At 70.2% G+C, this 22,633-nt stretch carries 23 protein-coding genes and 1 pseudogene; 3 read left to right on the forward strand and 21 right to left on the reverse strand.

Features of this window, described 5'->3' with window-relative positions; translation table 11 throughout:
* Window positions 1–1,364 (forward strand): LCP family protein (locus E1284_RS23615; protein ID WP_207923915.1); only part of this gene is annotated, 1,364 nt, incomplete at its 5' end.
* A gap of 610 nt (window positions 1,365–1,974) precedes the next feature.
* Here E1284_RS23615 and E1284_RS23620 read toward each other — a convergent pair.
* Window positions 1,975–2,313, reverse strand: coding sequence for a hypothetical protein (locus E1284_RS23620; protein WP_131942316.1), 339 nt, complete (start codon window positions 2,311–2,313; stop codon window positions 1,975–1,977).
* A 244-nt stretch (window positions 2,314–2,557) separates the two neighbouring features.
* Between E1284_RS23620 and E1284_RS23625 the strand changes: the two genes are divergently transcribed.
* Both E1284_RS23625 and E1284_RS23630 read left to right on the forward strand, forming a co-directional pair.
* A complete protein-coding gene (locus E1284_RS23625) occupies window positions 2,558–4,336 on the forward strand; it encodes a hypothetical protein (RefSeq protein ID WP_131942317.1) in 1,779 nt (592 codons plus the stop codon).
* A complete protein-coding gene (locus E1284_RS23630) occupies window positions 4,336–5,046 on the forward strand; it encodes a hypothetical protein (RefSeq protein WP_131942318.1) in 711 nt (236 codons plus the stop codon). Before E1284_RS23625 ends, E1284_RS23630 begins: the two co-directional genes overlap by 1 nt.
* A gap of 16 nt (window positions 5,047–5,062) precedes the next feature.
* Here the strand turns inward: E1284_RS23630 and E1284_RS23635 are convergent, their stop codons facing one another.
* The 20 genes and pseudogenes from E1284_RS23635 to E1284_RS42585 all read right to left on the reverse strand — a co-directional run.
* Window positions 5,063–5,680, reverse strand: a complete 618-nt coding sequence (locus E1284_RS23635) for a prepilin peptidase (RefSeq protein WP_131942319.1) — start codon at window positions 5,678–5,680, stop codon at window positions 5,063–5,065.
* Between the two features lie 86 nt (window positions 5,681–5,766).
* Window positions 5,767–6,186, reverse strand: a complete 420-nt coding sequence (locus E1284_RS23640; RefSeq protein WP_131942320.1) for a DUF3592 domain-containing protein — start codon at window positions 6,184–6,186, stop codon at window positions 5,767–5,769.
* Window positions 6,186–6,581, reverse strand: a complete 396-nt coding sequence (locus E1284_RS23645) for a hypothetical protein (RefSeq protein WP_131942321.1) — start codon at window positions 6,579–6,581, stop codon at window positions 6,186–6,188. The genes E1284_RS23640 and E1284_RS23645 overlap by 1 nt, the downstream gene beginning before the upstream one ends.
* A 1-nt stretch (window position 6,582) precedes the next feature.
* Window positions 6,583–7,107, reverse strand: a complete 525-nt coding sequence (locus E1284_RS23650; RefSeq protein WP_131942322.1) for a hypothetical protein — start codon at window positions 7,105–7,107, stop codon at window positions 6,583–6,585.
* A 9-nt stretch (window positions 7,108–7,116) separates the two neighbouring features.
* Window positions 7,117–8,541, reverse strand: coding sequence for a hypothetical protein (locus tag E1284_RS23655; RefSeq protein WP_131942323.1), 1,425 nt, complete (start codon window positions 8,539–8,541; stop codon window positions 7,117–7,119).
* A 96-nt stretch (window positions 8,542–8,637) separates the two neighbouring features.
* A complete protein-coding gene (locus tag E1284_RS23660; protein ID WP_243714698.1) occupies window positions 8,638–9,261 on the reverse strand; it encodes a prepilin peptidase in 624 nt (207 codons plus the stop codon).
* A complete protein-coding gene (locus E1284_RS23665; protein ID WP_165965399.1) occupies window positions 9,261–10,406 on the reverse strand; it encodes a C40 family peptidase in 1,146 nt (381 codons plus the stop codon). The genes E1284_RS23660 and E1284_RS23665 overlap by 1 nt, the downstream gene beginning before the upstream one ends.
* 104 nt (window positions 10,407–10,510) lie before the next feature.
* Window positions 10,511–11,020, reverse strand: coding sequence for a hypothetical protein (locus tag E1284_RS23670; RefSeq protein ID WP_131942326.1), 510 nt, complete (start codon window positions 11,018–11,020; stop codon window positions 10,511–10,513).
* Between the two features lie 78 nt (window positions 11,021–11,098).
* Window positions 11,099–12,529 carry a hypothetical protein gene (locus E1284_RS23675; protein ID WP_131942327.1) on the reverse strand — a complete coding sequence of 477 codons (1,431 nt, stop codon included), beginning with the start codon at window positions 12,527–12,529 and terminating at the stop codon, window positions 11,099–11,101.
* Window positions 12,530–12,590: 61 nt separating this feature from the next.
* Window positions 12,591–13,937: an OmpA family protein gene (locus tag E1284_RS23680; RefSeq protein WP_243714696.1), complete on the reverse strand. Its 1,347-nt coding sequence runs from the start codon at window positions 13,935–13,937 to the stop codon at window positions 12,591–12,593.
* Between the two features lie 306 nt (window positions 13,938–14,243).
* Entirely contained in the window at window positions 14,244–14,444 is a 201-nt protein-coding gene (locus tag E1284_RS23685; protein ID WP_131942328.1) for a hypothetical protein, read from the reverse strand.
* A gap of 192 nt (window positions 14,445–14,636) precedes the next feature.
* The gene (locus E1284_RS23690; RefSeq protein WP_131942329.1) at window positions 14,637–15,323 is read right to left on the reverse strand and encodes a response regulator; all 687 of its coding nucleotides are present in this window, start codon (window positions 15,321–15,323) and stop codon (window positions 14,637–14,639) included.
* Window positions 15,323–16,543: a sensor histidine kinase gene (locus tag E1284_RS23695; protein ID WP_131942330.1), complete on the reverse strand. Its 1,221-nt coding sequence runs from the start codon at window positions 16,541–16,543 to the stop codon at window positions 15,323–15,325. The genes E1284_RS23690 and E1284_RS23695 overlap by 1 nt, the downstream gene beginning before the upstream one ends.
* Window positions 16,536–17,423, reverse strand: a complete 888-nt coding sequence (locus tag E1284_RS23700) for a type II secretion system F family protein (protein WP_243714697.1) — start codon at window positions 17,421–17,423, stop codon at window positions 16,536–16,538. Before E1284_RS23700 ends, E1284_RS23695 begins: the two co-directional genes overlap by 8 nt.
* A gap of 7 nt (window positions 17,424–17,430) precedes the next feature.
* Window positions 17,431–18,354, reverse strand: coding sequence for a type II secretion system F family protein (locus tag E1284_RS23705; protein ID WP_131942331.1), 924 nt, complete (start codon window positions 18,352–18,354; stop codon window positions 17,431–17,433).
* 1 nt (window position 18,355) lies between these two features.
* On the reverse strand, window positions 18,356–19,684 hold the full coding sequence (locus tag E1284_RS23710; protein WP_131942332.1) for a TadA family conjugal transfer-associated ATPase: 1,329 nt from the start codon (window positions 19,682–19,684) through the stop codon (window positions 18,356–18,358).
* Window positions 19,685–19,687: 3 nt separating this feature from the next.
* Window positions 19,688–20,059 (reverse strand): TadE/TadG family type IV pilus assembly protein, encoded by a 372-nt coding sequence (locus E1284_RS23715; RefSeq protein ID WP_131942333.1) that lies wholly within the window; start codon window positions 20,057–20,059, stop codon window positions 19,688–19,690.
* On the reverse strand, window positions 20,056–21,639 hold the full coding sequence (locus E1284_RS23720; RefSeq protein ID WP_131942334.1) for a CpaE/TadZ family protein: 1,584 nt from the start codon (window positions 21,637–21,639) through the stop codon (window positions 20,056–20,058). The genes E1284_RS23715 and E1284_RS23720 overlap by 4 nt, the downstream gene beginning before the upstream one ends.
* Window positions 21,640–21,644: 5 nt before the next feature.
* Window positions 21,645–22,304: a Flp pilus assembly protein CpaB gene (cpaB, locus tag E1284_RS23725; RefSeq protein ID WP_165965400.1), complete on the reverse strand. Its 660-nt coding sequence runs from the start codon at window positions 22,302–22,304 to the stop codon at window positions 21,645–21,647.
* A 75-nt stretch (window positions 22,305–22,379) separates the two neighbouring features.
* Window positions 22,380–22,633: pseudogene (locus E1284_RS42585) on the reverse strand (hypothetical protein); the annotation flags it as partial.

Below are 22,633 nucleotides of genomic sequence, written 5' to 3' on the forward strand. Positions count from 1 at the left end.
GGGCTGGGAAGGGGCGGCGGCGGAAGGTCGTGCGGCGGGTCGCGCTCGGGGTTGTCGTGGTCATGCTGCTTGCGGGCGGCGGGGCGGCCTGGCTGTACCACGACATCGTCGGGGGGATCGAGCAGAAGCACGTCAGCGACAAGCTCGGGACCGACCGGCCTAAGAAGCTGAACAAATCGCTCAACATCCTGCTGATCGGGTCCGATACGCGGGAGGGCGACAACGCGCAGTACGCGGCGGACGGGATACCGGGAGCGCGGTCGGACACGACGATCCTGCTGCATCTGTCGCCGAACCGGGACCAGGCCGTCGGGATCAGCTTTCCGCGCGACTCGATGGTGAAGATTCCCGAGTGCGACAAGGAGAAGGGCGCGCCCGTCCGGGCGCGGTTCGGGATGCTGAACACGGCGTTCGCGTTCGCCGGTCCGACGTGCACGTGGAAGACGCTGGAGTCGCTCACCGGAATCCACATCGACCATTTCGTCCAGGTGGACTTCGCCGGCTTCAAGCGGATGGTCGATGCGCTGGGCGGTGTCGAGATCTGCGTCGACAAACCCGTCAACGACCCGCGGGCGGAGCTCTATCTGAAGGCCGGCAAGCAGACCGTGAAGGGTAAGCAGGCGCTGGGTTATGTCCGTGCCCGCTACTCGCTCGGAAATGGTTCCGACCTCGAGCGGATCGAGCGGCAGCAGAAGTTCATGGCCTCGGTCGTCGACAAGGCGACCAGCGGTTCCGTCCTCAGCGATCCGGCCAAGACCTACAAGTTCCTCAAGGCCGCGACGAAGTCGATGACGACCGATGACGATCTCGACCTGGCTGCCATGCGGAAGCTCGCGGACGGCCTCAAGGGGATGAGCGCCGGGCAGGTGCGGTTCGTGACCGTCCCGGTGGAGCGATACGCGCCGGACCCGAACCGCGTCCAGTGGAACCAGGAACTGGCCAGGCCGATGTTCGAGGCGATCCGGCACGACAGTGAGCTCCCCGCCGAGCCGGTGAAGCCGGTGAAGGCCCAGCCTGCGCCTCCGGCGCCCGGCAAGGTGCACGTCACCGTCGTCGACGCGGGCGGCAAGAGCGAGCTGATCAAGCGCGTCGTCAAGCAGCTCAAGCGGCGCGGTTACAAGATCGAGAAGAAGGTGGAGAAGGGCACCGAATCGGCCGAAAGCCGCCTCGTCTACGCACCGGCCGCCGAACCGCAGGCATCGGCGCTCGCGCGGGACGTCCCCGACGCGATGCTCACCGCCGACGCGAAGGCCCCGCAGGACGGCGTGCGGCTCGTCATCGGCACGAGCGGCCTCCGCCTCGCACCACCCGCCATCAACAAGATCGGCGGCGGGGTGAAGGCCGGCCAGAACCTCTGCAAGTGACCGGGGGGGTCGGCTCCCTGCGGCCTCCACTCGCGATCTCGATCAAGATGCCGGTCAGCGGGGAGGGGCCGAGGCCGTTTCAGCCATCCGGGACCTGCGGCCGCCCTACGGCGGCGATGCACGTCCGGCACAGCGCTGGAGGCGAGACGGTGGCCGAGACGTCGTGCCGAGCCGACCGAGGTAGAGGCCCGGTCAGCACGACGATCGATCGGCGCGCCGCCTTAGGTGCGGCGTCCAGCCCTCGGTTCGCGGTGCCGCGGCCGTCGGTGGGGAGCAGGGACACCGGGTATCGGACGACCTCGCCCTCGTCTGACGGCCGCGCGTAGAGGATCGGGTCGCGCGACCGCGATCGCCCTACAGGACGCGGGCTCCAGTGTGCGGATCGATCATGGTCGTCCTCTTCGGGGCCGGCGTGGACGAGCATCCGACCGTCCGCCTTCTCCCGGTCGGCGGAACGCACTGTCCGGTGCCGGTCCCGGTCGTAGGACGCCCAGAGGACCGCGACACCGCCGCGCAAGGGCCGTCCGCGCCAGGGCGGGCTCGATCAGGGAGACCTGTGCACTTCGGCATCTAGGCCCACGTCGACCGTGCGGCTCGGGGCGGGCGCGAGTCAGAGGTAGCCCCCGGCGCCCGCCGGTCCGGCCGTGCCGGAGAAGTGCCCCTTGACCGCGGGTCGGAACAGGAGGACCAGGAGCACGATCGGGATGACGAGGTTCGGCAGGCCCCGAGGGTCGCCCTGTCCGATCCGGCCCAGTGCGAGGAGGATGTAGACGATCTCCAGGGCGATGATCCCCCTGCGCAGCCCTGGTCCGCCGCCCGGAATCCTCAGCGCGAGGACGAGGCTCACCACCCCGGGGGCCGCGGACCAGATCGCCGCGCCGATGGTCTCCGCGCTCAGTCCGTCGGCCGCCAGGAACGCCAGCGTGGTCAGGAAAGTGAGTCCGGCCACGACGAACATCAGTATCCGCACCGCTTTCACAGGCCCGCGCATCACATCGCCCTCCGGGTCAGCGGATTCAGGAACGGCATTCCACTAAACGGGCGGCCAGGGTATACGGCGACATCTCGACAACGCAAGTCAAATAGCCGCCCAACTGTCTTTGGGCCCGCCATTAGGCCCGTGGACCCATGCCATATTCCAAACGCTCCTTTACGATCGCTCGATCGGGGACCGGAGCCGGAGGTAACGGGGCATGGTGGGCTTCTGGACGAGAGCCGTCGACCGGCGGCGCGACCACGGCGCATCATTCCTCGAGTACGGGGCGCTACTCGCCGTGGTGGCTGGAATTGTCACCGCCATGTTCCTCACCGAAATACCGCAGACGGTCATGTCCAAAACGGGGACGGCCATCTGCAGGGTCTTCGGCGGCTCCGACTGCGGGAATTCCGGAAACGGCGGGACGAGCACCGCCGGAGGCGGCCAGGACCGGCCCGCCGGCGATGACGGCGATGACGGCGATGACGGGGACGGCGGGGGCGGCGGCGGATCCGACTGGGGTCCCTTCAACTGGCTCAAGGGGCCGGCCAGCACCGTGTGGCAGGTCGGTGACGCCTTCGTCGACGACGTCACCGGCCTGGTCGATCTCGTCAAGGACCCGAGCACCATCATCGACGCGGGCAAGTACATCTTCACCGATCCCCTCGGCGCGGCGAAGCAACTCGTCTGGGACGACGAGACCCAGGAACTCTGGGACGGCGGCGACTACTGGGGCGTGGGCGGCCGCGTCGTGTGGAACGTCGGCTCCTGGTTCATCCCCTACTACGACATCGGCAAGGCCGTCGGCAAGATCAGCAAGCTGGGGAAGCTCGGCAAACTCGGCAAGCTCGGGAAACTCGTCGAGGAGGCCGCGAGCGCGACGCAGCGGGCGCGGAAGGCCGCCGAAGTCGGAGATGCGGAGGGTGCGCGCAAGGCGGCGCAGGAAGCGCAGCGCAAGGCGGACGAGGCCAAGGAGGAAGCCCGGAAACAGGGTTGCAAGGCGTTCGGACTGGGCCCGCCCGCCGGCTCCCGCACCGGGCCCGCCACCTTTGCGTCCGGTGCGTTCGCGATACCCGTGAACGCGCTGACCAGCCGGGTCCTCACGTTGCGGGCCGATCCGTCCGGCGACCCCTGCAAGCAGGCGAAGGACGCGCAGAAGTCGGCGGACGAGGCCAAACGCAAGGCGGACGAGGCCGCGGAGAAGGGCCGGAAGAAGGTCGAAGAACGGACCCGGGCCCAGGCGAAGGTCAGAACCGGCCTGGCGAGGCTCGGGCTCGGCCCGGAGGAGATCGAGCAGATCATCCAGGGCGCCGGAAAGAACACCCAGCTGCTCGACCGCTTCACCACCCTGCTGAACAGAACGGATCTGGACCAGGCGAAGCTCGCCCAGCTCGCGAAGGACCTCGCGAAGGCCCGGGAGGCGACGGATCCGTCGGATTGGCAGTCCCTCATGGCCAAGCTCAACGAGGCCGGCGGCATCACCGACACCCGGCTGGCCGGCCTCAAGCTCGCGGAGAACGGGGCCGAGGTCAGCACGGTGGCGCGCATCATCCGCGACGGCGGGAACGCGCCGGGTACGAAGGTCTACACCGGTCAGCGCAGGAAGGGGAACCGCCCGCCGATCGAGATCGACTTCGGGGCCGGCCGGAAGGTGTCGTTCGACGACATCCAGGAGATCGACGCCGCTTACATCGACGGTGCCGGGAAAGTCCATCTGGTGGAGGTCAAGAACACCATGAACGCCCTCCTCGAAAAGACGCAGAAGAGCGATCAGCTCGGCCGGATGCGGGCCTGGCAGCGAGGCGGCGCGGGCAGGCAGTCGGAAATACACATCGAGAACACGGCGGACAAGCAGCTCGCCTTCAACACGGTCGACGGCAATGTGACTCTGGTCCAGAAGCTGGCGGACTCCGGCATGACGGTCCGGCTCGGCGACGAGGTCTATACTCCGAGCGAGTTGCAGCGGGTCGCCGAACAGGGGCATTGGGGCAAGTGATGGCAGACGACTCCGGTGCGAATCCGTGGATTCCGGCGGCCTGGGGGGAGATCGGGTGGCCGTGGGACCTCACGTCCTCGTATCTGAGAGCCGGCTACCTCGAAGAGCTTCCGCGTACCGACGCGCACATCGCGGAGGCATTGGACGCCCTCCAGCGGACATTGGCGGCGAAAACGTCCGAGCCGGGGCTTCAATGGTCGCGGCCGCTTGAGGAACTGCTGCCGACCGGCATGTGGACCGCATGGAGTCAGTTGCTGGCGCGCCTCCGGGACACCATGCCGCGTCTTTCCACCATCAGCGCGACGAGGGTGCGCGACGTCGCCCTGGAGTTCGCGCCGCGGGCCGCGATTCCGCCCGAGATCGCCCGCCGGGCGGCACCGGGGCTGCTGACCGCCTGGCTCGGGAACCTGGCCGAGCGGATGGCCGTGCAGTCGCTGACCTGGGCCGAGGACGCGCTCCGCGAGCGGCGCGACTCGCCGCAGCTGACCGCCTATCTGGACCTGGCCGCCGGCTTCGCCCCGAAAGTGAGCGAGAAGTTCGGCTACCACCTGATGAGCGGGCTGCGGATCACCGGCCGGGAATCCGCGCTCCCCTACCTCGAACGCCTGGCGGCGCCCGAACTCCCGGCCGCCGTCCGCGAAGAGGCCGAGCAGCAGGCGCAGATCCTCTTGAACGACCTCGTCAAGGATTCGGAGGGCGGGTGGCTCTAGCCCGCCGGCGCGGGCCTCAGGTGCAGGAGAGGACGGCGACGAGCGTCCCCGCGAGCATGTACGGGCCGAACGGGAACTCGCCCTTCCGCGTCCTGCGGACGATCATGATGCCGACGGCGGCGAGACCGCCCAGCAGGTAGGTCGCGAGGAGGCCGAGGACCCAGGCGTCCAGCCCGAACCAGCCGAGGCAGAGGCCGAGCACGCCGGACAGCTTGACGTCGCCCATCCCGATCCCCGACGGGACGAGGAACGCCTGGAGGAAGTACAGGGCGAACAGCGCCGCCATGCCGATGAGCGCGTGCTCGAACCGCCGCAACCCGTCGTCGGCGAACGGCGCGGCCGCCGCCAGCAGCGCCGCCGCCAGCCCGTAGGACGGGAGCGTGAACCGGTCCGGCAGCCGCTTGACCTCGACGTCGATGAACCCGAGCAGGGTTCCGACCGCCGCCAGGTAGAGCAGCGCCGGCAGGACGGGCTCCGCCCCGGCCCGCCACCCCAGCACCCCGAACAGGACCGCGGTGACCAGGCCGAGCACGATGCGGTCGCGGCGCGTGACCTCACCGGTGTAGCGGGCGGCCAGCGGCGCCGCGAGCAGGCCGGCGGCGAGCCCGGCGGGCACCACCACGAACGCGACCATCGCTCCTCGCCCCGATCCGCCATCGACTCCCGGCCACCGGCACCCTAACCGGGCGAACACCGGCAACGCCGCGGTTCGTGTGCGTTCTAGGTCACGCGCGTGTACAGGAGGACGAGGCCGATGGCCGTGAACACGCAGCCCAGCGCGGCGAGTCCGATGGAGCCGGCCAGGCCGCGGCCCGACGAGGTGTCCATGCGGGCCTCACGTGGTTCGCGCGGGTCGTAGAGGACGTCGACCAGGTGTCCTTTGAGCCGGAAGAGTTCATAGGACCCGGAGGCGGTCTTGCCGACCGTCTCGATGTCGACGCCGTCCAGCGTGCGGTAGCGCAGCACCGGGAAGTACTCGTAGGTGTCCAGGCTGCGCACCCGGTGAGATCCCACGACGATCCCCGGAACGCGGTGCGCCGAGGCCAGGAACCGGCGGCCGGCGCGGAACCGGTGGACTCCGCCGACCGCGGCGGCGGGGCCGAGCAGCAACGGCACGACGACCAGGAGCCAACTCGACATCACCAGTACCCGCCCGTCCCTTGCGCCTTCACCCGGATGAGGACGACCAGGATCAGTCCCATCGCGGCTCCCGCGGCTCCTTCCAGAACGTACAGCGCGGTCGGCAGGACGCCGCCGTCCCCGAGCGGGGCCGCCGCGCCCGCCGCGGTGGCCAGCAGGGGCACCGCGAGGAGTGCCGCGAGCCACCGCGGCCGCGAGGTCCGGTCCCGCTGGACGGCGGCCGCCGCGGCCACCATCAGGACGCTGATGGCGATCCAGGGAAGGTCGAGCCGGAAGATCCGGTCGGGGGCGGCGAACGAGCCGCCGTCCGCGCGCGACGCGAGCCGCGCCACGATCGCGAAGCCGACGAGCCAGACGAGCAGCGCCGCGCCCCAGGCTCCGAGCACCCGGACCATCTCAGCCCACCTTGATCGAATCGACGATGCCCTCGGCGGTCCCGTCCTTGAGGCGGCCGCGCTGCCAGGTGATGCGGACGACGTGCAGGTGGCCGTTCCCGCCGATCACCCCGACGTCGATGCCCTGGCCCGGCGCGCCGGTGCCCCGGAAGCCGGTGAAGGTGTAGTCGACGCGCCGGGCCGCCGTCGCACCCGCCACCTCGATCGCCTTGCTCGCCGTCCGGCGGTAGCCGGCGGCGTTCATCATCGGGCCGAGTCCCATCGTCGCCTCGATCATGTCCGGGTCCGCCCGCGCCGCCACGTCCTTGATCACCGACAGGAGCGCGGCCCGCCCCGGTGCCTGCACCGACAACGGCAGCGACGGGTCGGGGCCGCTCTGCCAGCCCTTGGGGTAGGCGACCGACAGGACCGCCGCCGTACCCCGGACGAAGCCGTCCGGCGTCTCACCGGACCCGCCGCCGGACGAGCATCCGGCGGCGACGATGAGCGCGCCGGCCAGCACCGCCGCCGTTGTCCTCCCGACCATGGCGCCCTCTCAGTTCTTCGCGCATTCGGGCCAGTCGACGAAAGTGCGCTCGCCGTTCTGCGGAGGTCCAAGGTACTGCGATCCGACGATGTTCTGGGTCTCGCCCTCATAACCGCCCTCGATGCCGAACTTCACCTCCGCGGCGATCTCGGCCCCGATCTTGAACTCGTCGACATCACCGGCGTAGACGTTCCGGTTCGTCAGCCCTTGCTCGTATATGAGGCGGTCCATCGGGTCACCGTCCGGCCCCGGATCAGCGGTCGTGAGCGCGCCGTTCTCGTCGAAGGTGTTGCGGACGGTCTGCAGCGGGATCATGAAAGCGTTGTCGTGTATCCATTTCTCACCGATGGCCCGATTCGTATCGTCGAAGCTCACCGTGGTCGTGGTCACGGAGACCTTCTTGCCGGTGCCCTTCCAGGTCACGGTCTTCCCGCCAGGATTCTTGAACCCGGTGGTGTCGTTGCTCTCCTGGGTGGTGATCCAGGTCATGCTCTTGAGGCGGCCGTCCTTGTCAAGGGTCACTTTTGTCTGGCCCGTGTAGGACGCCTCCCCGGACGGCCCGAAGCCCACCGCCTTCGCGCCGAGTTTGATGCCGCCCTTCACCTGGAAGGTGTACGAGGTGAGCGGGTAGCCGTCGGCGGCCGAGCCGCTGGAGTCCCGTGTCACGATCACCCCGTCACCGATCTTCCCCTCGGCCTCCAACCCGGTCGCCCGGTCCTTCACCTTCCGCTCGCCCCGCTCATCGGCGGTGAGGTCGCCGAACCCGGCCGCCAGTTTGCCCAGTCCCTCGACACCGACCTCCCACTGCCGGAAGTCCGGGTCACGGGTCCGCGGCTCCCAGCCGGTGAGCTTGTCGAAGACCCACAGCCCCGGGCTGGCCTTCTCGCCCTCGCGGCGCGCCAGGTCCCACTTCATGTCGTCCAGGAAATCGCCGGCGGCCTTTTCGTCCGGGAACACCCAGGTGTCGCCGTACTTGAAGTTGAGCGACCCCTCGACACTGCCGCCGATCTTGCCGCCGTAGCTGCCCTTGCCGAACTGGAGCTTGCCGCCGACCTCCGCCTCGGCGCCGAGCTTGTAATCGTTCGGGACGACCATGAGCCGGACCTTGCCGTCGCCCATCTTTATCTTGACGAACTGCAGATTCTGACCGGCCTTGATCGAGAACACCGTCACGGTGGCACCGATCTTCTTGGAGTCGGACGTGACGATGCACGCCGACACCGGCGGCTTGTACTGGAACGGCTGAGCCGTGCAATTACCACCGAAGATCCTGCACAGTGCGTCCCGGACTCCCGAACCGACGGAGTTGGGGAGCAGCAGCAGGAGCGCCACCAGCAGTCCGGAGGCGATGCCCACGAGCACGGCGTATTCGATGGCCGCGGCACCGGCTTCGCGCCGCCGCCGTAAACCGCCTCCGCCGAATTCATCGGGCATGCTCGGAGAGTAGTGGCGGGTATCCGAGCCCCCCAGGGTCCCCGGACCTATTCTCAGGCCCTGATCCGGGCGCCGGGGGTGCTCACGATCTGGGCCTCAACCGGCCGAGATCCCGATGAGCGCACCGAGCAGCATGAACGGCCCGTAGGCGAACTCCGATTTCCGGCTTCCGCCCCGCAGAATGACCGCGAAGGCGTACACGCCGCCGAGGAGAAAGCCGCCGAGGACGCCGAGCAGCCATGCGTCCTGCCCGAACCAGCCCAGATGAAGCCCGAGCACGCCCGCGAGTTTGACGTCGCCGCGGCCGATGGCGTCCGGAAAGAGGAAATGCTGGATCCAGTACATCGCCCACAGGACGATCAGGCCGATGACCGCGTGCGCGAACTTCAGCGCGCCGTCGGGGGTGAACGCGGCCGCGATCGCGAGGAGCACCGCCCCGGCCGGGTAGGCGGGCAGGGTCAGCGGATCGGGCAGCCGCTTGACCCGGACGTCGATGACGCCCAGCAGCGATCCGACGGCACCGAGGACGAGGCAGGCCGGCAGTGCCGCCCGCGCTCCGACCCCGATCGTCAGGACCGCGAAGACGACCGCTGTCAGCGCGCTCGTGCCCCATGCCCACGCATCCGTGAAGTCGGCGTCGTACCGCCGCGCGAGCGGCGCGACCGCACGGCCGATGGCGAGCCCGGCGGCGGCCGCGGCCGGGACGAGGAGCGACTCCATCACGCGGCGCTGTCGTAGGGACGGCCGAAACCCATCGGATTGCGGCCGTCGTAGGTGACGCGCCTGACGCGGGCGCCGGTGTGCGGCGCCTCGATCATGATGTGGTTCTTGGCGTCCACCACGATGGCGACGTGCTCGGGGCCGCTCGGCCCGGGGTGGAAGAAGACGAGGTCGCCCTCCTTCACCTGGCCGGGAGGGATGTGCCGGACGAACGGCCACTGCGTGTAGGTGGTGCGCGGGATGGCGATGCCGGCGGCGCGATAGGCCATCTGGGTGAGCGACGAGCAGTCGCAGTTGCCGGGAGTGGCCGACACCCGGCTCGGCGACGTGCACGAACCGCCCCACTGGTACCAGGTGCCGAGCTGGGCGTAGGCGAACGCGATGGCCCGCCTCACCTGCTCCGGCGTGCCGGGTGGAAGCGGGCCCGGATCGGGCAGCGGACCGGTCGGACCGGCGCCGTACGGCAGGCCGGTGTACGGCATGGGGTCCTTTTTGTCGACGAGCCGGATCTTGAAGACCCGGCTCAACGCGGCGCGGTCGCCCCCCGGCCAGGCGCGCACCCCGCCGCACTCAAGCCAGGCCGGGATCTGCCCGCCGTCCGGATTCCCCGCCCCGGTCATGCCGTGGTACCGGCATTCCGGCATGATCACTTTGGCGATCGCGGTCGCCTTGGCCCGGCGGCCGATCCCCTTGCGGCCGTTCTTGTCCGTGCACAGGTTCCGGTGCTCGGCCAGGTCCTTCCGCTCCTTCGCGGTCAGCTCGCCGTCCTTCTTGAGCTGGCAGTCGCCGGACGCCACGGCCACCTTGGCGACATCGCCGAGGACGCCCGTCTGATGCACCTTGCCGACCACATCGCCGTTGTTCTTCGCCGCGTATTTCTGAGCCTCGTCGTCCACGTCGGCGCCGGTGGCCCAGTAGCCGATTCCATTCGGGATCAGGGAGTTGAGCGCGAGTTCGACCGCGTGGTCGCGCAGCGGCTTGACCGCCCCGAGCGCGGCGGCGTCCGCGGCCGTCTGCGTCTGCGTGCGCATGTCGCCGGCCTGGGCGATTCGGCTGAAGACGACCGTGGCGGCGCACAGCAGCAGTGCCATGCCGATGACGAGGGTGGTCGCGGCGGCGCCGTCGTCCTTCCGGAGGCGTCTCATGCCGATTTTGGGCTGTCGCAGCATTTCCCACCCTGGTCACGCTGGAGGCGAGCATCCCGAGCGACATTAGAGTCGCGCACTTGCCGAGGCCAGGGCCCTGGGACCTAATCGCCCTCCGGTTCGCGCGGCCGGGACTCCGATTCCGATCCAGCGGTTCCACCGGGCTGCGAGGGCGACCAGCCTTCGCCGTACAGCGCCCGCCATTCCTCATTCGACACGTGCAGCGATGCCGGAACCGACGGAATCGGCTCAACGTGCACCGTTCCCCGCACCAGGCCCAACGCGATCGCAATGCCGAACAGGCCCTCGGTCGCGTGCAGCACCTCGCCCGCGCCGGACAAGGCTCGCGGGAACTCCAGGGCGGTGCTGAGCACCACGGCCGTCAGGGGCACGAACGCCGCGACGGCGGCCCTCGCCGGGACCGTCCACCTGGACCGGCAGTACAGGGCGCAGACCAATGTCGCGATCAGCGAGACCAGAATCCACGGGAGGTGGCTGCGGAGGATCTGGCCGAGCTCGTCCTCGTCCGTTTCCGGGGCGAGCACCAGCAGCACCCCGAGCCCGAAGATCTCCACGATCGCGGCGGCGGCCCATGCGCTGAAAGCCCTTCGCATTGCCTCAATGTATGGCGCGGCGTCCTGCCCACCCAGGGCCCGGAGTCCCAAGTTGGCGACCTTTCCCAGGCCGTCCGGTCAAGGCCCCGTTCCACCTGGTGACCGCCCGTGAGCAAGGATCTGCCTCCGGACGTAGACCACCGACATGTCGTCGGCGTATTCGCGTCGCCATCCGGCATCGGATGCCAGCAGAGACGAGAGGGGCGCTTCGTGCTCCACCATGGCCACGTCCACGCCGTATCGATCAAGGATCTGCTGCCATCCGGGAGCTCCGTTCATCACTTTCAAATAGTCCTTGAGCAGCGGCACGGGATACATGTCGTACCGGTCGTCGACGAACACCTTCTGCCGTGGCCAGTACGCATGGACGACGTAAGCTCCCCACTCATCAGTGGTCAGCAGGCGTCGCCCTAGCAGGCCGTCCCGTTCGACCGCCTGCATGGCCTTGATGGGATACACACCGTCCAATTGGAGCGCAGGGCGGTTCAGGACGGGCAGGCTCCACAGGACGCCTCCCAGAACGAGCAGAGAGAGCACGGCGAAGTGGAACCGTTCGCGATCATCGGGCCGCGGTTCAGGCCGGGCGACCAAGAACGCGAGGACCGGGGCCGCCACCAGTGGCGCGATCGCGATGTTCCGCTCGGCCCACAAGCCCGACGCCAGGAAGGGCAGAACGACGACGACATCCCGATAGGAAGGTCTCCGGCGGGCCAGCGCGAAAACGGCGACCACGATGGCCAGAACGACGATGAACGCGGCACCCTCGGCGGAACGGGCGTCCGGTGACTGCCATTCGTCCACCATCTGCAGGATCTCACCGCGTTGCACCAGATGCAGCGGGAACAGCAGCAGGCCGAGCCCGTAGGGATTGGCGAGGCACGCGACCAGTGAGAGGCCTGCCGCCCCCAGCAGCCGTCCCTCACGGTCTGCCCACGGTCGGTGGCCGTCCAGCCACCGTCCGGCAAGGTGCAGCCCAAGATAGGCGAACCCGAGCACGAAACTGCCGTGCACATTCACCCAGCACCACATGAGAACGGGAGCGGTGAGCAGCGGCCGCCGGCCCGGAAGCGAATCGGGAACCTCGATGGTCCAGATGAGGATCGAGGTCATGAGCAGGCCCAGGAGCAGCGGACGCGGCGACCACAGCAGGCCGGACGCCAGCACCACCGGGGCCGTCACCGCCGCCGCCCGCACCGTGTCCCCAGTGCGCACACATGCGAGCCGGAAGGTCGCGGCGGCGATGACCGCGCCCACCGTCCCGTCGAGCAGTTGAACGCCGTGCGGGCCGACCGCGACGTCCAATCCGGCGTACAGAATCTCTGCCAACCACGACTGCGCCACCCACGGGGTGCCGTGCGCGGTGGCCGAGAAGACGTCCGAGCGCGGAATCCCGTGCTGAAGGATCCAGTGGCCGGTCTTCAGGTGCAGCAGGAACGAATTGTCGCTGATGGGCCTGACGCCGGCGCCCCAGCCGAAGAGCGCGAAGGCCGCCGTGAAGAGCGTGCCCATGCTCGGGCCGGAGATCACGCGGTCTGGCCACCGCGGCTGCCGTGCCACTCCCCGGCCGCGCCTACTTGATGGGCACGTTCTTGATGACGGCCTTGCGGTCGTCGTAGGGGATCTCCACGTCCACGGTCGTCGCGGACGGAGCGGGCTTGAACAGGTTGGCGTACGTGCCGCTCTCACCCGGGTTGAGCTCGCGCTTCTCGTCGAACGCGAACGAGGTGCACAGGCACACGCCCTGATCGTCCCGCAGGGTGCGGTAGTCGAGCTTCGCGGACCTGTCGAGGAGCGAGACGCCACCGGCGGTCCTGCCCTCGTACTGGAGCAGGTTGGCGTCGAACGCACCGGCCACGTCGACCATTTCAGCGCCGTTGTTCGTGACCGTCCACACGAGCGACACGAGGCCGCTGGAGTCGCGGTGGAGTCCGTTGACGGTGACGGCCAGCTTCTGGTCGTCGGGCAGCTGCCCCTGCGCCACGGCGGGCAGTGTGCCGCCGGGCGACCAGGTGACCGGCGGGCCGCCCGCGGTGCCGCCGGACGGGGTCGCCTGACGCTGCACGGGCCGGGCGAAAGTGACGGCCACCCTCCGGTTCCGGCGCCGTCCCTCATCGGTGTCGTTGCTCTCCACCGGGTCCGCCGAACCGTGGCCGGCCGACTGGTAGGTCAGGCCGGTCTTGGTCACCAGGCTCTTCAGCCTGGTCTCGACCGCCTGGGCCCGGCGCTCCGACAGCGGCTGGTTGATCGCGTCGTTGCCCGTGTTGTCGGTGTAGCCGTCGATCTTGACGGTGGTGCCCGGCGACTGGTCGATCTGGCGGGCCAGATCCTGCAGGAGCGCCTGCGCCCGCGGGCTGAGGTCCGCCTTGTTCAAGGCGAACAGCACGTCCGCGGACAGCCGGACGCGCTTGTCGCCGGCGATCTCGTCCTCGGACAGCTCGACGCCGTCGGCCTTGCTGACGATCGGCCGGATGATCGGCTGCCCGAGCGACAGCTTGCCGGTGTCGGGCTTCTGGCCGGGAACCGGCGCGACATCGCCCTTGCCGATGGGCAGGTCCACCATCGGGGCCGTGTGCGGCACCTGGACGGTGACCTTGGCGAGCTCCGCCGGCAGGGCGGGGAAGACGGCGTAGATCTCCGCCGACTGCCCGGCCGCGAGGTCGCCCAGCTCACTGCACAGGCACTCCCCGTCGGCGGTGCGCAGCGGGTAGTACGCCTTGTCGGCCGCCGCGTCCAGCAGCGCCAGGCCGTGTGCGAAGAAGCCGCTGCCGGTGGGGTTCTTCTCGTCGGACAGGGCCTCGCGCATGTCGACCGTCTGCCGGCCCTGGTTGACCACCCGGAAGCGGCTGGTGATCTTGTCTCCGGCGATCCGGTTCAGCACCTGGGCCTGGACGAGCACCGGCCCGCTCTCGTGCGTCATCAACTGCGACTGCAGGACGGGGAAATCCGCCGCCTTACCGGACGGATTTCCGGACGTCTTGGAATCGGTTTTCGGATCGTCCCCTGTACCACTGCACCCCAGCACGGTCAGCGCCGCCACCGACAGGACGACCATTACCCGGCCCGCCCTGCCGCCCCGCGGCCGGATACGCCGGTACGCGCAAAGCAGGTCACTCCGAGAAAAAGTCACGGGCCAACTCCCTCTCCCGGCCATGGAGGCCAGTGGCGAACGTAGCAAACGACAACAAGGAGGGCAACCGATGGTTGCCCTCCTTGTCGGGTGGAATTACTTGAACATCTCCTTCAGCTTCTTGTCGATGAAGCTGGACACCGTCTTGCCGATGTTGAGCTTGTAGAGGGCGGCCGCGACGCTGGCCACGATGGCGATCAGTGCGCCGTATTCGATGAGGCTGGCCCCCCGCGAACGGTCCCGGCGGCCGTCGAGGTAGGTCTCGACGCGGTCCTGCAGGAAGAGCGATGCCGTCACGTACAGCGGAATAAGCGCATTCATTTTCTGCCTCCCGGCCTCTCCGCGCCGTTCCATTGACAAGAACGGTAGGAGCCGGGAGGCATTCATCCCAGGGCCCGGCGGCCCAATCACCGAGTTTCACCGGGCCCAATAATTCATGGGTCCGGGGGCCCAGCGGGATTGGGTCCCCATCCGCCGGCGGGTCCACAGTCATCGCAGGTCCTCCTCCGCGGTGCCGAGCCAGCGCGCTATCGCCGCCGCCCGCGAGGTGATTCCGAGTTTGGCGTAGATCCGATTGACATGGTTCTTCACGGTCTTCTCCGCCAGGAACAGCCGCTCGGCGATGGCCGCATTGGAATGGCCCTGCGCGATCAGGGCCATCACCTCCGCCTCGCGCGCGGAAAGCCCGAACCGGCCCGCGGCGCCCGCCGCCGGGCCGCTCCGGGCGGGCGCCGCAGCCTGGTCCGCGCCGGGCTCCGGTTCCCGGCGCACCGCGCCGACGAGGGCCGACACCGCCATCGGCGACAGCGGGTGCGACCCGGACGTCACCTGGTGGACGGCCTCGGTGAGCTCCTCCGCGGTGAAGGAGCCGTGGACCAGGTAGCCGGAGGCGCCGTTCGCGATCGCCGCCCTGACCACGTCCGGCGCGTCGGTGTAGGTCAGCATGATCACTTTGGCCAGCCGGCTCAGCGGACCCGCCGCGGTCACCCCGTCCAGGAGCGGCATCTGGACGTCCAGGAGCACGAGGTCCGGACGGTGGCGTGCCGCCAGTTCGAGCGCGGTCCGGCCGTCCCCGGCCTCCGCCACCACCTCGATGCCCGCGGCCTCCAGCAGCGACACCAGGCCGGACCGGACGACGAGGTTGTCGTCGACGACGATGACTCTGGGCGCGGGCATCAGCTCACCTCCGCGAATCGCCGCGGTGCGGCCTCCGCCGCGGGAATGCGCACGGTCACGGTCGTCCCTTCGCCGGGTCGCGAGGCGAGGCGCACGCACCCGCCGACGTTCTCGGCCCGCTCGTGCAGGCCCACCAGGCCGTAATGGCCGTCCCTCGCCAGGTCGCGCAGCGCCACGGGCTCGAACCCCCGGCCGTCGTCCCGGACCGTCAGGACGACGGTCTCCGCGTCGACCGCCAGCCCGATGTGGACCCGGGTCGCCTCCGCGTGCCGCGCGATGTTCGCCAGCGCCTCACCGAGGATGGCGATCGCCTCGTACCGGGCGCGCAGCGGCAGATCGGCCCGCTCGTCGATGTCGCAGCGGACGAGCGTCGCCCCGCCGTGCTCCGCCCGCCACCGTTCGACGGCGGCGCCGGCCGCCGCCGGCAGCGACCTGATGACGCTCTCGTCCCGCAGCCCGCTGATCAGGCCCCGGGCCTCCCGGGAGGCGATCTCGATCGCCGCGGCGATCTGCAGCGCCTCGGCCTTGGCCCGCGCCGGATCCCGCTTCACCCAGAGCGGCAGCGCGGCGGCCGTCAGCGAGATCCCCCGCAGGGTCTTGGCCAGCGAGTCATGGATCTCGCGCGCCAGCCGCGTCCGCTCCTCCGCCGCGGCGGCGTTCACCTCGGCCGTCCGCCGGGCCGTCTCCTGCTCCTCCTGGTCGTCGAGGAGGCGGCGGAGGGCCGCGCCCGCGAAACCGACGAGCGGGTAGTAGAGCGGCTGCCCGAGGATGGTCTGGAACGTGGCGAGGTCAACGTGGTCCCGGTCGAGGGTGAGCACCAGGACGAGGTAGTAGCACAGCACCTGGAGCGCCGAGACGGCGAGCATTCCCCGCCAGCGGAAGAGCAGCCCCGAGATCGCCGCGGTCGCCACCGTGGACAGCAGGAAGGGCCCGCTCGGTCCGCCGATCTCGAGGACCACGAAGGACAGCAAGACGTCCAGGGCGACGAGGACGGGGTGCGCCAGGATCCACGGCAGCAGAACGCTCCAGTACTTGGCCATCAGCCATGACAGGACGATGACCGCGATGACGAGAAGGAAGGTCTGCGCGTCGAGCTGCCGGACCGGGATCAGCGCGAGGGTGACCGCCGCGACGAAGAGGCGGACGAGCATGAGCAGCCGGAACGCCGCGCCGACCCTGGTCGAGAGCCGGCGCCTGTCCGGCGAGGCGGGATCAGCCACCGAAGACACCGAGCCCGCCTTGGATGTCCGCACCGTAGAAGAGGCCTCCGATCACGATCATCATGAGGGCGGGCAGGGTGAGCAGGGTCGTGATACCGGTGATCTTGGGCGAGGTCTTCTGCGCCTTCCGCTTGGCCCACTGCGCCGACTCGCGGCGCATGTCCGTCGCGATGTCCATGAGCGCCGTGGACAGCGCCGTGCCCAGCTCCTCGGCCTGGAGGATCGCCGTCACGAACTGCCCGATCGCGTCCGAGTCGTTCCGGGACCGCAGGTCTTCGAACGCCTCCCGGCGCGGGGTGCCGAGCTCCATCTGGCGCAGCGCCACCATGAACTCGTCCGCCAGCGCGCCCGGCATGCTCTCGGCCACCCTGGCCAGCGCGTGCCGGAGGCTCAGCCCTGCCGCGACGGTGACGGCGAGGACGTCCAGGAAGTCGGGAAGGGTGCGCTCGATGTCGTCCCGGCGGCGGCGGATCCGCCCCACCAGCACGCCCTCGGCCTGCAGCGTGCCCAGCAGGCAGACGAACGCCAGCAGCCGCTCCCCGCTGAGCAGCATCAGGACGGCCAGACCGCCGAAGATGACGACGTAGCCGGCCGTCTGCCGGGCGTAGGTCTCGACCGTCATCCCCCGGGGGCGTCCCGCGGCGTCGATCCGCTTGCGGATCTTGACGCGCCACGGCGAGAGCAGGTCCATGGCGACGCCGGTGAACGGCGCGCCGACACGGTCGGCGACCCGCGCGAGGATGAAGAGGTCGTCCTTGCGCTTGGGGACGGCCGGAACCGCCGAGGCGTCGATCCGCTCCTGCGACCCCGCCATCCGCAGGCCCCACACGAAGCACAGCAGGCAGGCCGCGGCACCGGCCCCCATCAGCAGAATGTCCACGGCGGCCTCACACGTCGATCTTGCTGATGCGGCGGATCAGGACGAGGCTCACCGCGAACAGCACCGCGGCCAGGGCGAGGATGACCTGGCCGACCAGGTGCTCGCTCATGGCCCGCAGCGCGCCCGGCTGGATGAGGTTCACCATGACCAGGGCGCCGATCCCGAGGATGCCGATCGCCCAGTTGGTGATGACCGCCTCCCCCATGATCGTTTTGACCTCGCGGCGGATCTCCTTGCGGTCCTCCAGCGTGTCGGCGATGGTGCGCAGCGCGGTGACCAGCGATCCGCCCGCCCGCGCGGAGACCACCAGCGTGCTCACCAGGACAGCGAGCTCCCGGGAGGGGAGCCGGTCGCCGAGGTCGCGCAGCGCGTCCTCGACGGGCTGGCCCAGCCTGAGGGCGTCCGCCGTGCGGCCGAGTTCCGTCCGCGCCGGGTCGTCCAGCTCGTTCGCGGCGATCTCGACGGCGGTGCGGAGGACGAGCCCCGCCTGGGTGGCGTTCGACAGGACGCGGGCCAGTTCGGGGAGCTGCGCGATGAACTCCTCCTTGCGCCGCTCCTCCCTGCGGCCGAGGAAGGAGAAGAAGACGAGCCCGACCCCCACCGCGGCGGCGACCCCGAACGGCAGCGAGATCCAGGCGCCGATCAGGTAGATCGACACGGCGCAGCCCGCCGTCATCAGCAGCAGGAACGAGGAGACCCGGATCCGCATCCCGCCCGCGGCGAGGCGGCGGCCCACGATCTTGCCGAGTTCGGTGCGGCGGAGCCGGACGTCCAGGCGGGCCAGCAGGCCGTCCATCGCGCTCTCGTCGGTCAGCACGGACCTGGCCGCGAGGCGGCGCCGGTGCGCCCACCCGGCGGCGAGGTCGCCGATGCCCCACACGGCGACGGCGAGCGTCACCGCCAGGAGCAGCAGGATCATCGACCACGGCATCTCAGCGCACCTCCGGAGCCTTCCCGGGCCGAGGATCCGGCCCGAACGCGGCGGGCACGTTCTCGCCCGCGTGGTAGAGCCGCCGCGCCAGCCGCTCCGGGACCGCCCGGTAGCGGAACTCGCCGCGGACGACGCGGTCGCCCGTCATCGGCCGGCTCTCGAAGACGCACACCGGGGCGAGCCGGAACTCCTCCGGCGGCCGGCCGTCGGCGACCGCGATCTCCACGATCCGCCGCGACCCGTCGGCGCCCCGGCTGAGCTGGACCACCACGTCGACGGCGCTGGTGATCTGCGCCCGGACGGCGTCGAACGGGAGCTTGACGTCGCTCATGCTCGCCAGCGTCTGCAGCCGGTAGACGGCGTCGTCCGGGGAATTGGCGTGCACGGTCACGAGCGACCCGTCGTGCCCGGTGTTCATCGCCTGGATCATGTCGAGCGCCTCGCCGCCCCGGACCTCGCCGACGATGATGCGGTCGGGCCGCATGCGCAGCGCGTTGCGGACGAGGTCGCGGATGCTGATCTGGCCGGTGCCCTCGATGTTCGGCGGCCGCGACTCCAGCGGGATCACGTGCTCCTGCTTGAGCTGGAGCTCGGCGGAGTCCTCGATGGTGACGATGCGCTCGTCGTTCGGGACGAAGGCCGACAGCGCGTTGAGCATCGTCGTCTTGCCGCTGCCCGTGCCGCCCGCGATCACGATGTTGAGGCGGGCCCGCACGAACGCCGCGAGCAGCAGCGCGACGGACTCGTCCAGCGTGCCGAGGGCGGCCAGCTCCTCGATCGTGTAGGAGCGCGGGAACCGCCGGATGGTCAGCACGGGGCCGATCAGCGACAGCGGCGGGATGATGACGTTGACGCGCTCGCCCGTCGGGAGGCGGGCGTCCACCAGCGGGCTCGACTCGTCCACCCGCCGGTTCACCTGCGCGACGATCCGGTCGATCGTCTGGTAAAGCTGGTCCTCGCTGGCGAAGGCGGTCTCCAGCCGGGAGATGCGGCCCGCGCGCTCGATGAAGATCGAATCGGCCCCGTTCACCATGATCTCGGTGACGGTCGGGTCGGCGAGCAGCGGCTCCAGGACGCCCAGGCCGAGGGCCTCGTCCACCACCCGGCGGATGAGGACGGACCGCTCGGCGGTGGACAGGACCGGGCCCTCACGCGTGATGATGTGCCCGACGACCTTCTCCAGCCGCGCCCGGCGCTGGGCCAGGTCGAGCTGGGCGAGCTCGTCGAGGTTCACCTCTTCGAGCAGGCGCTGCCGCCAGTGTCCGATGTTCGTCCAGTTCGACCGGGCGGCGGCGGCCCGGTCGTCGTTCAGCCGATCTTTGAGCCCCATCCCTCACCCCAGCGGCATGGTCACGGTTCGGTTCACCCCGAAATCGAGCGGTATCCCGGGGAAGACCAGCGGCACCTTCGCCTGCACCCGGCAGGTGACCTCGTCCCGCCCTCCCCCTGCGACGGCGTGCTTCTCGTTCAGCCAGCCCGGCATCGAGGCCATCGCCGCGGCCGGGCACTCCCCCGGCGCCTGCCGCTGCGCGGCCGTGCGCGCGCCCGTGCGCGCGGCGTTCTCCACCCGCTCCACGGTCGTGGAGACCATCAGCGCCTCGAACGCCAGGAAGATGATGAGCAGCCCCGCGGGCAGCGCCGCGGCGAATTCGACGGTCACACCGCCCCGGTCGCGGGGACGGCCGGCCCGGGCCATGGCGATCATCCCGTCCCCTCGTCCACGATCCTGGATCTGGCCGAGATGCCGAACGACGTGCGGACGCCCGGCAGGACGGCGGGCGTGTCGATCGTGACCTGGGCGTAGCCGCCGGACACCCGGATCTTCAGATGGTCCTCGTCCCCCCACGTGCCGCCGATCCGCTGGACGGTCCGGCGGCGCACCTCGGCCCGCGCCTCAGGGGTCTGGTAGCCGAGGACGGCCACGGCGCGCGACGCCTCGTTCGCGGCGTGGCTGGTGTACATCGAGGTGAGGCCGATGAGGAGCGCCTGCCAGACGACGAGGAGCAGAAGGGCGAACAGGGGGGTGAGCAGTGCGAACTCGGCGAGCGCGATCCCCCTGTCGCCGGCGGTCTGACTGCCGCGCCGGCGCTGCCGCCCCCGCGCCCCGGCGGCCGCGGCGCCGCCCGCCTCGTCTCCGAGCAGGTCCAGCTCGACGATCAGCCGGCCGATCGACTTGCGGAACTCGCCGCTCTTGACCGCGGAGGGGGTGCCGGTGTTGGCCGCCTCCTCCAGCGCCCGGAAGACGGCCGGGACGGTCGTGCCCAGCAGCGGCATCCCCGCCATCTTGCGGGCCAGGTCGGGCTGGATCTCGTTCTTCCGGTCGTGCCGGACGAGGAGGAGGCTCGCGCCGTCCTCCTTGCGGATGTCCAGCCGCCGCCAGAGCCGGCTGAGGCGCTTTGCCCCGCGCAGGGCCGGAAGGTCGGGGGTGGCGACCACCACCACCCGGTCGGCGAACTCCACGGCCGTCGCGTTGCCCTCGACCATATGGCTGCCGCAGTCGACGACGACGATGTCGTACCTGCTGCGCACTGCCGCCAGGACCTGCCGGGTGGCGCGGGCCGGCACGTCCTCGCCCTCCTCGCCCTCCGCGGGGGCCAGTAGGAGGTGCGGCCCGGACGGGTGGACGAACAGCGCCTCCGACAGCACGGCACCGTCCAGATCGTCCGCGGCCGCGATCAGGTCGGCGATGCTGCGCCGGTGCTGGACATCCAGGTACCCGGGGACGTCGCCCTTCTGGAGGTCCATGTCGACGAGGCAGACCGTGCGTCCGGTCTCCGCGAGGGCGACCGCCAGATGGACCGCGACCGTGGTCGTGCCGGTGCCGCCCTTCGCGCCGCAGACCGCCACCATCGCGCCCATCCGGCCGGGCACGGCCACCGCCTGGGACGAGTCGAGGTGCCGCCGCATCGTGCGCGCCCACTCACCGGCGCTGGCGACGCGGTTCTGCAGCTCCGACAGGGTCGGCTCGCTCGCCACGACCCCGCGCGCCCCCGCCGCCATGGCCTGCCCGAAGACCTCGGCGGTCGTCTCCTCCGCGACCAGGATGACGGCCACGTAGGGGTGCCTGGTCCCGAGGTCCCTGATGAGGTCGAGCGCGGGCAGCGGACCGAGATCCTGGTGCAGGAGGACGACGTCCAGATCGGGGACGCCGCCGACCGCGCCGGTGACGTCCCCCGACGTGGCCTCCACCCCGACCACCTGCACATCGGGCAGTTCGCGGAACTGGGACACGAGGTTGGAGGACACTCCGCGATCCGCGCTCGCGATCAGAACCCGCGTCGTCATGGCCGTCACCGCCCCTTGGGATTCGTGCAGAGCGGCGCGAGCTGGACCGCCTCGTCCGCCTGGCCGGGACCGATCAGCGCGAGCCTGACCTTCGCCGAGTTCGACTCGATGTAGGTGAGGTTCTGGGTGTCCTCGAGCGAGAGGGCGAAGGTCACCGGCACGACCTCTTCCACGTCGGCCGGGTTCTGCCCCCGCTGCCGGGTCTGCTCCCCGACCTGGATCACCCGCGCGGCGCGGATGACCCGGGAGGCGCAGGCCACCTGGCCGTCCCTGACCTGGCGCGCGAAGATGTCGACCCGCATGCCGGGCTTGACCTTGCCGGCCACTCCGGTCTCAGCGTCGATCATGATGGCGATCTCGCGCTGGCCGGGCTTCAGGTCGGGGGCCGGGATCAGCATCCCCCGCTCCAAGTAGGCGCCCTGCGGCAGATCAGTCGCGGCCACCTGCCCGGCGAGCTGCCGCAGGTCGGAGATCATCGTCGGCGGCGTCCACTTCCTGGGCACCTCGATGCGTTCGAGCATCCCGGAGGTCACCGTCGTGTAGGCGGGGACCGGCTGCTTGAGCTTCAGCACGCTCGTCCGGATGCCGACCTCGGCCCGGACGCTGCCGACATAGCTGACGACGCTGACGAAAACCGCGACCGCCCCGATTGCGGCCAGGATCATGAGCAGCACACCACGTCGCTGGCGCGGATTCATACGTCTCCTGTTCTGCTGAGAGCGGTAACCGGGGTCGCCGGGTCAACGGTCGTGGGACGGGCGGAAGATCACGGTCTCGGTCCGCGGGGAGCGGCGGTCCGCGACCGTCCGGTCGAGCGCGGCGGGTTCCTCGTCCGGCGCCTCGGGTGCGGGCGGGACGGAGGGATCCGCGCGCGGCGGCACGGGGGTCTTCTCGTCGTCCTCGTGAAGTGGAGCGGACAGGATCGGGACGCGGCCCGACCGTCCGTTCCGCGATGCGGGCGCAGTGTCGGGTGGGGCGGGAGGCTGATTCGGCG

It is taken from the genome of Actinomadura bangladeshensis, from assembly GCF_004348335.1.
In the GTDB taxonomy this organism is placed as follows: Bacteria; Actinomycetota; Actinomycetes; order Streptosporangiales; family Streptosporangiaceae; genus Spirillospora; species Spirillospora bangladeshensis.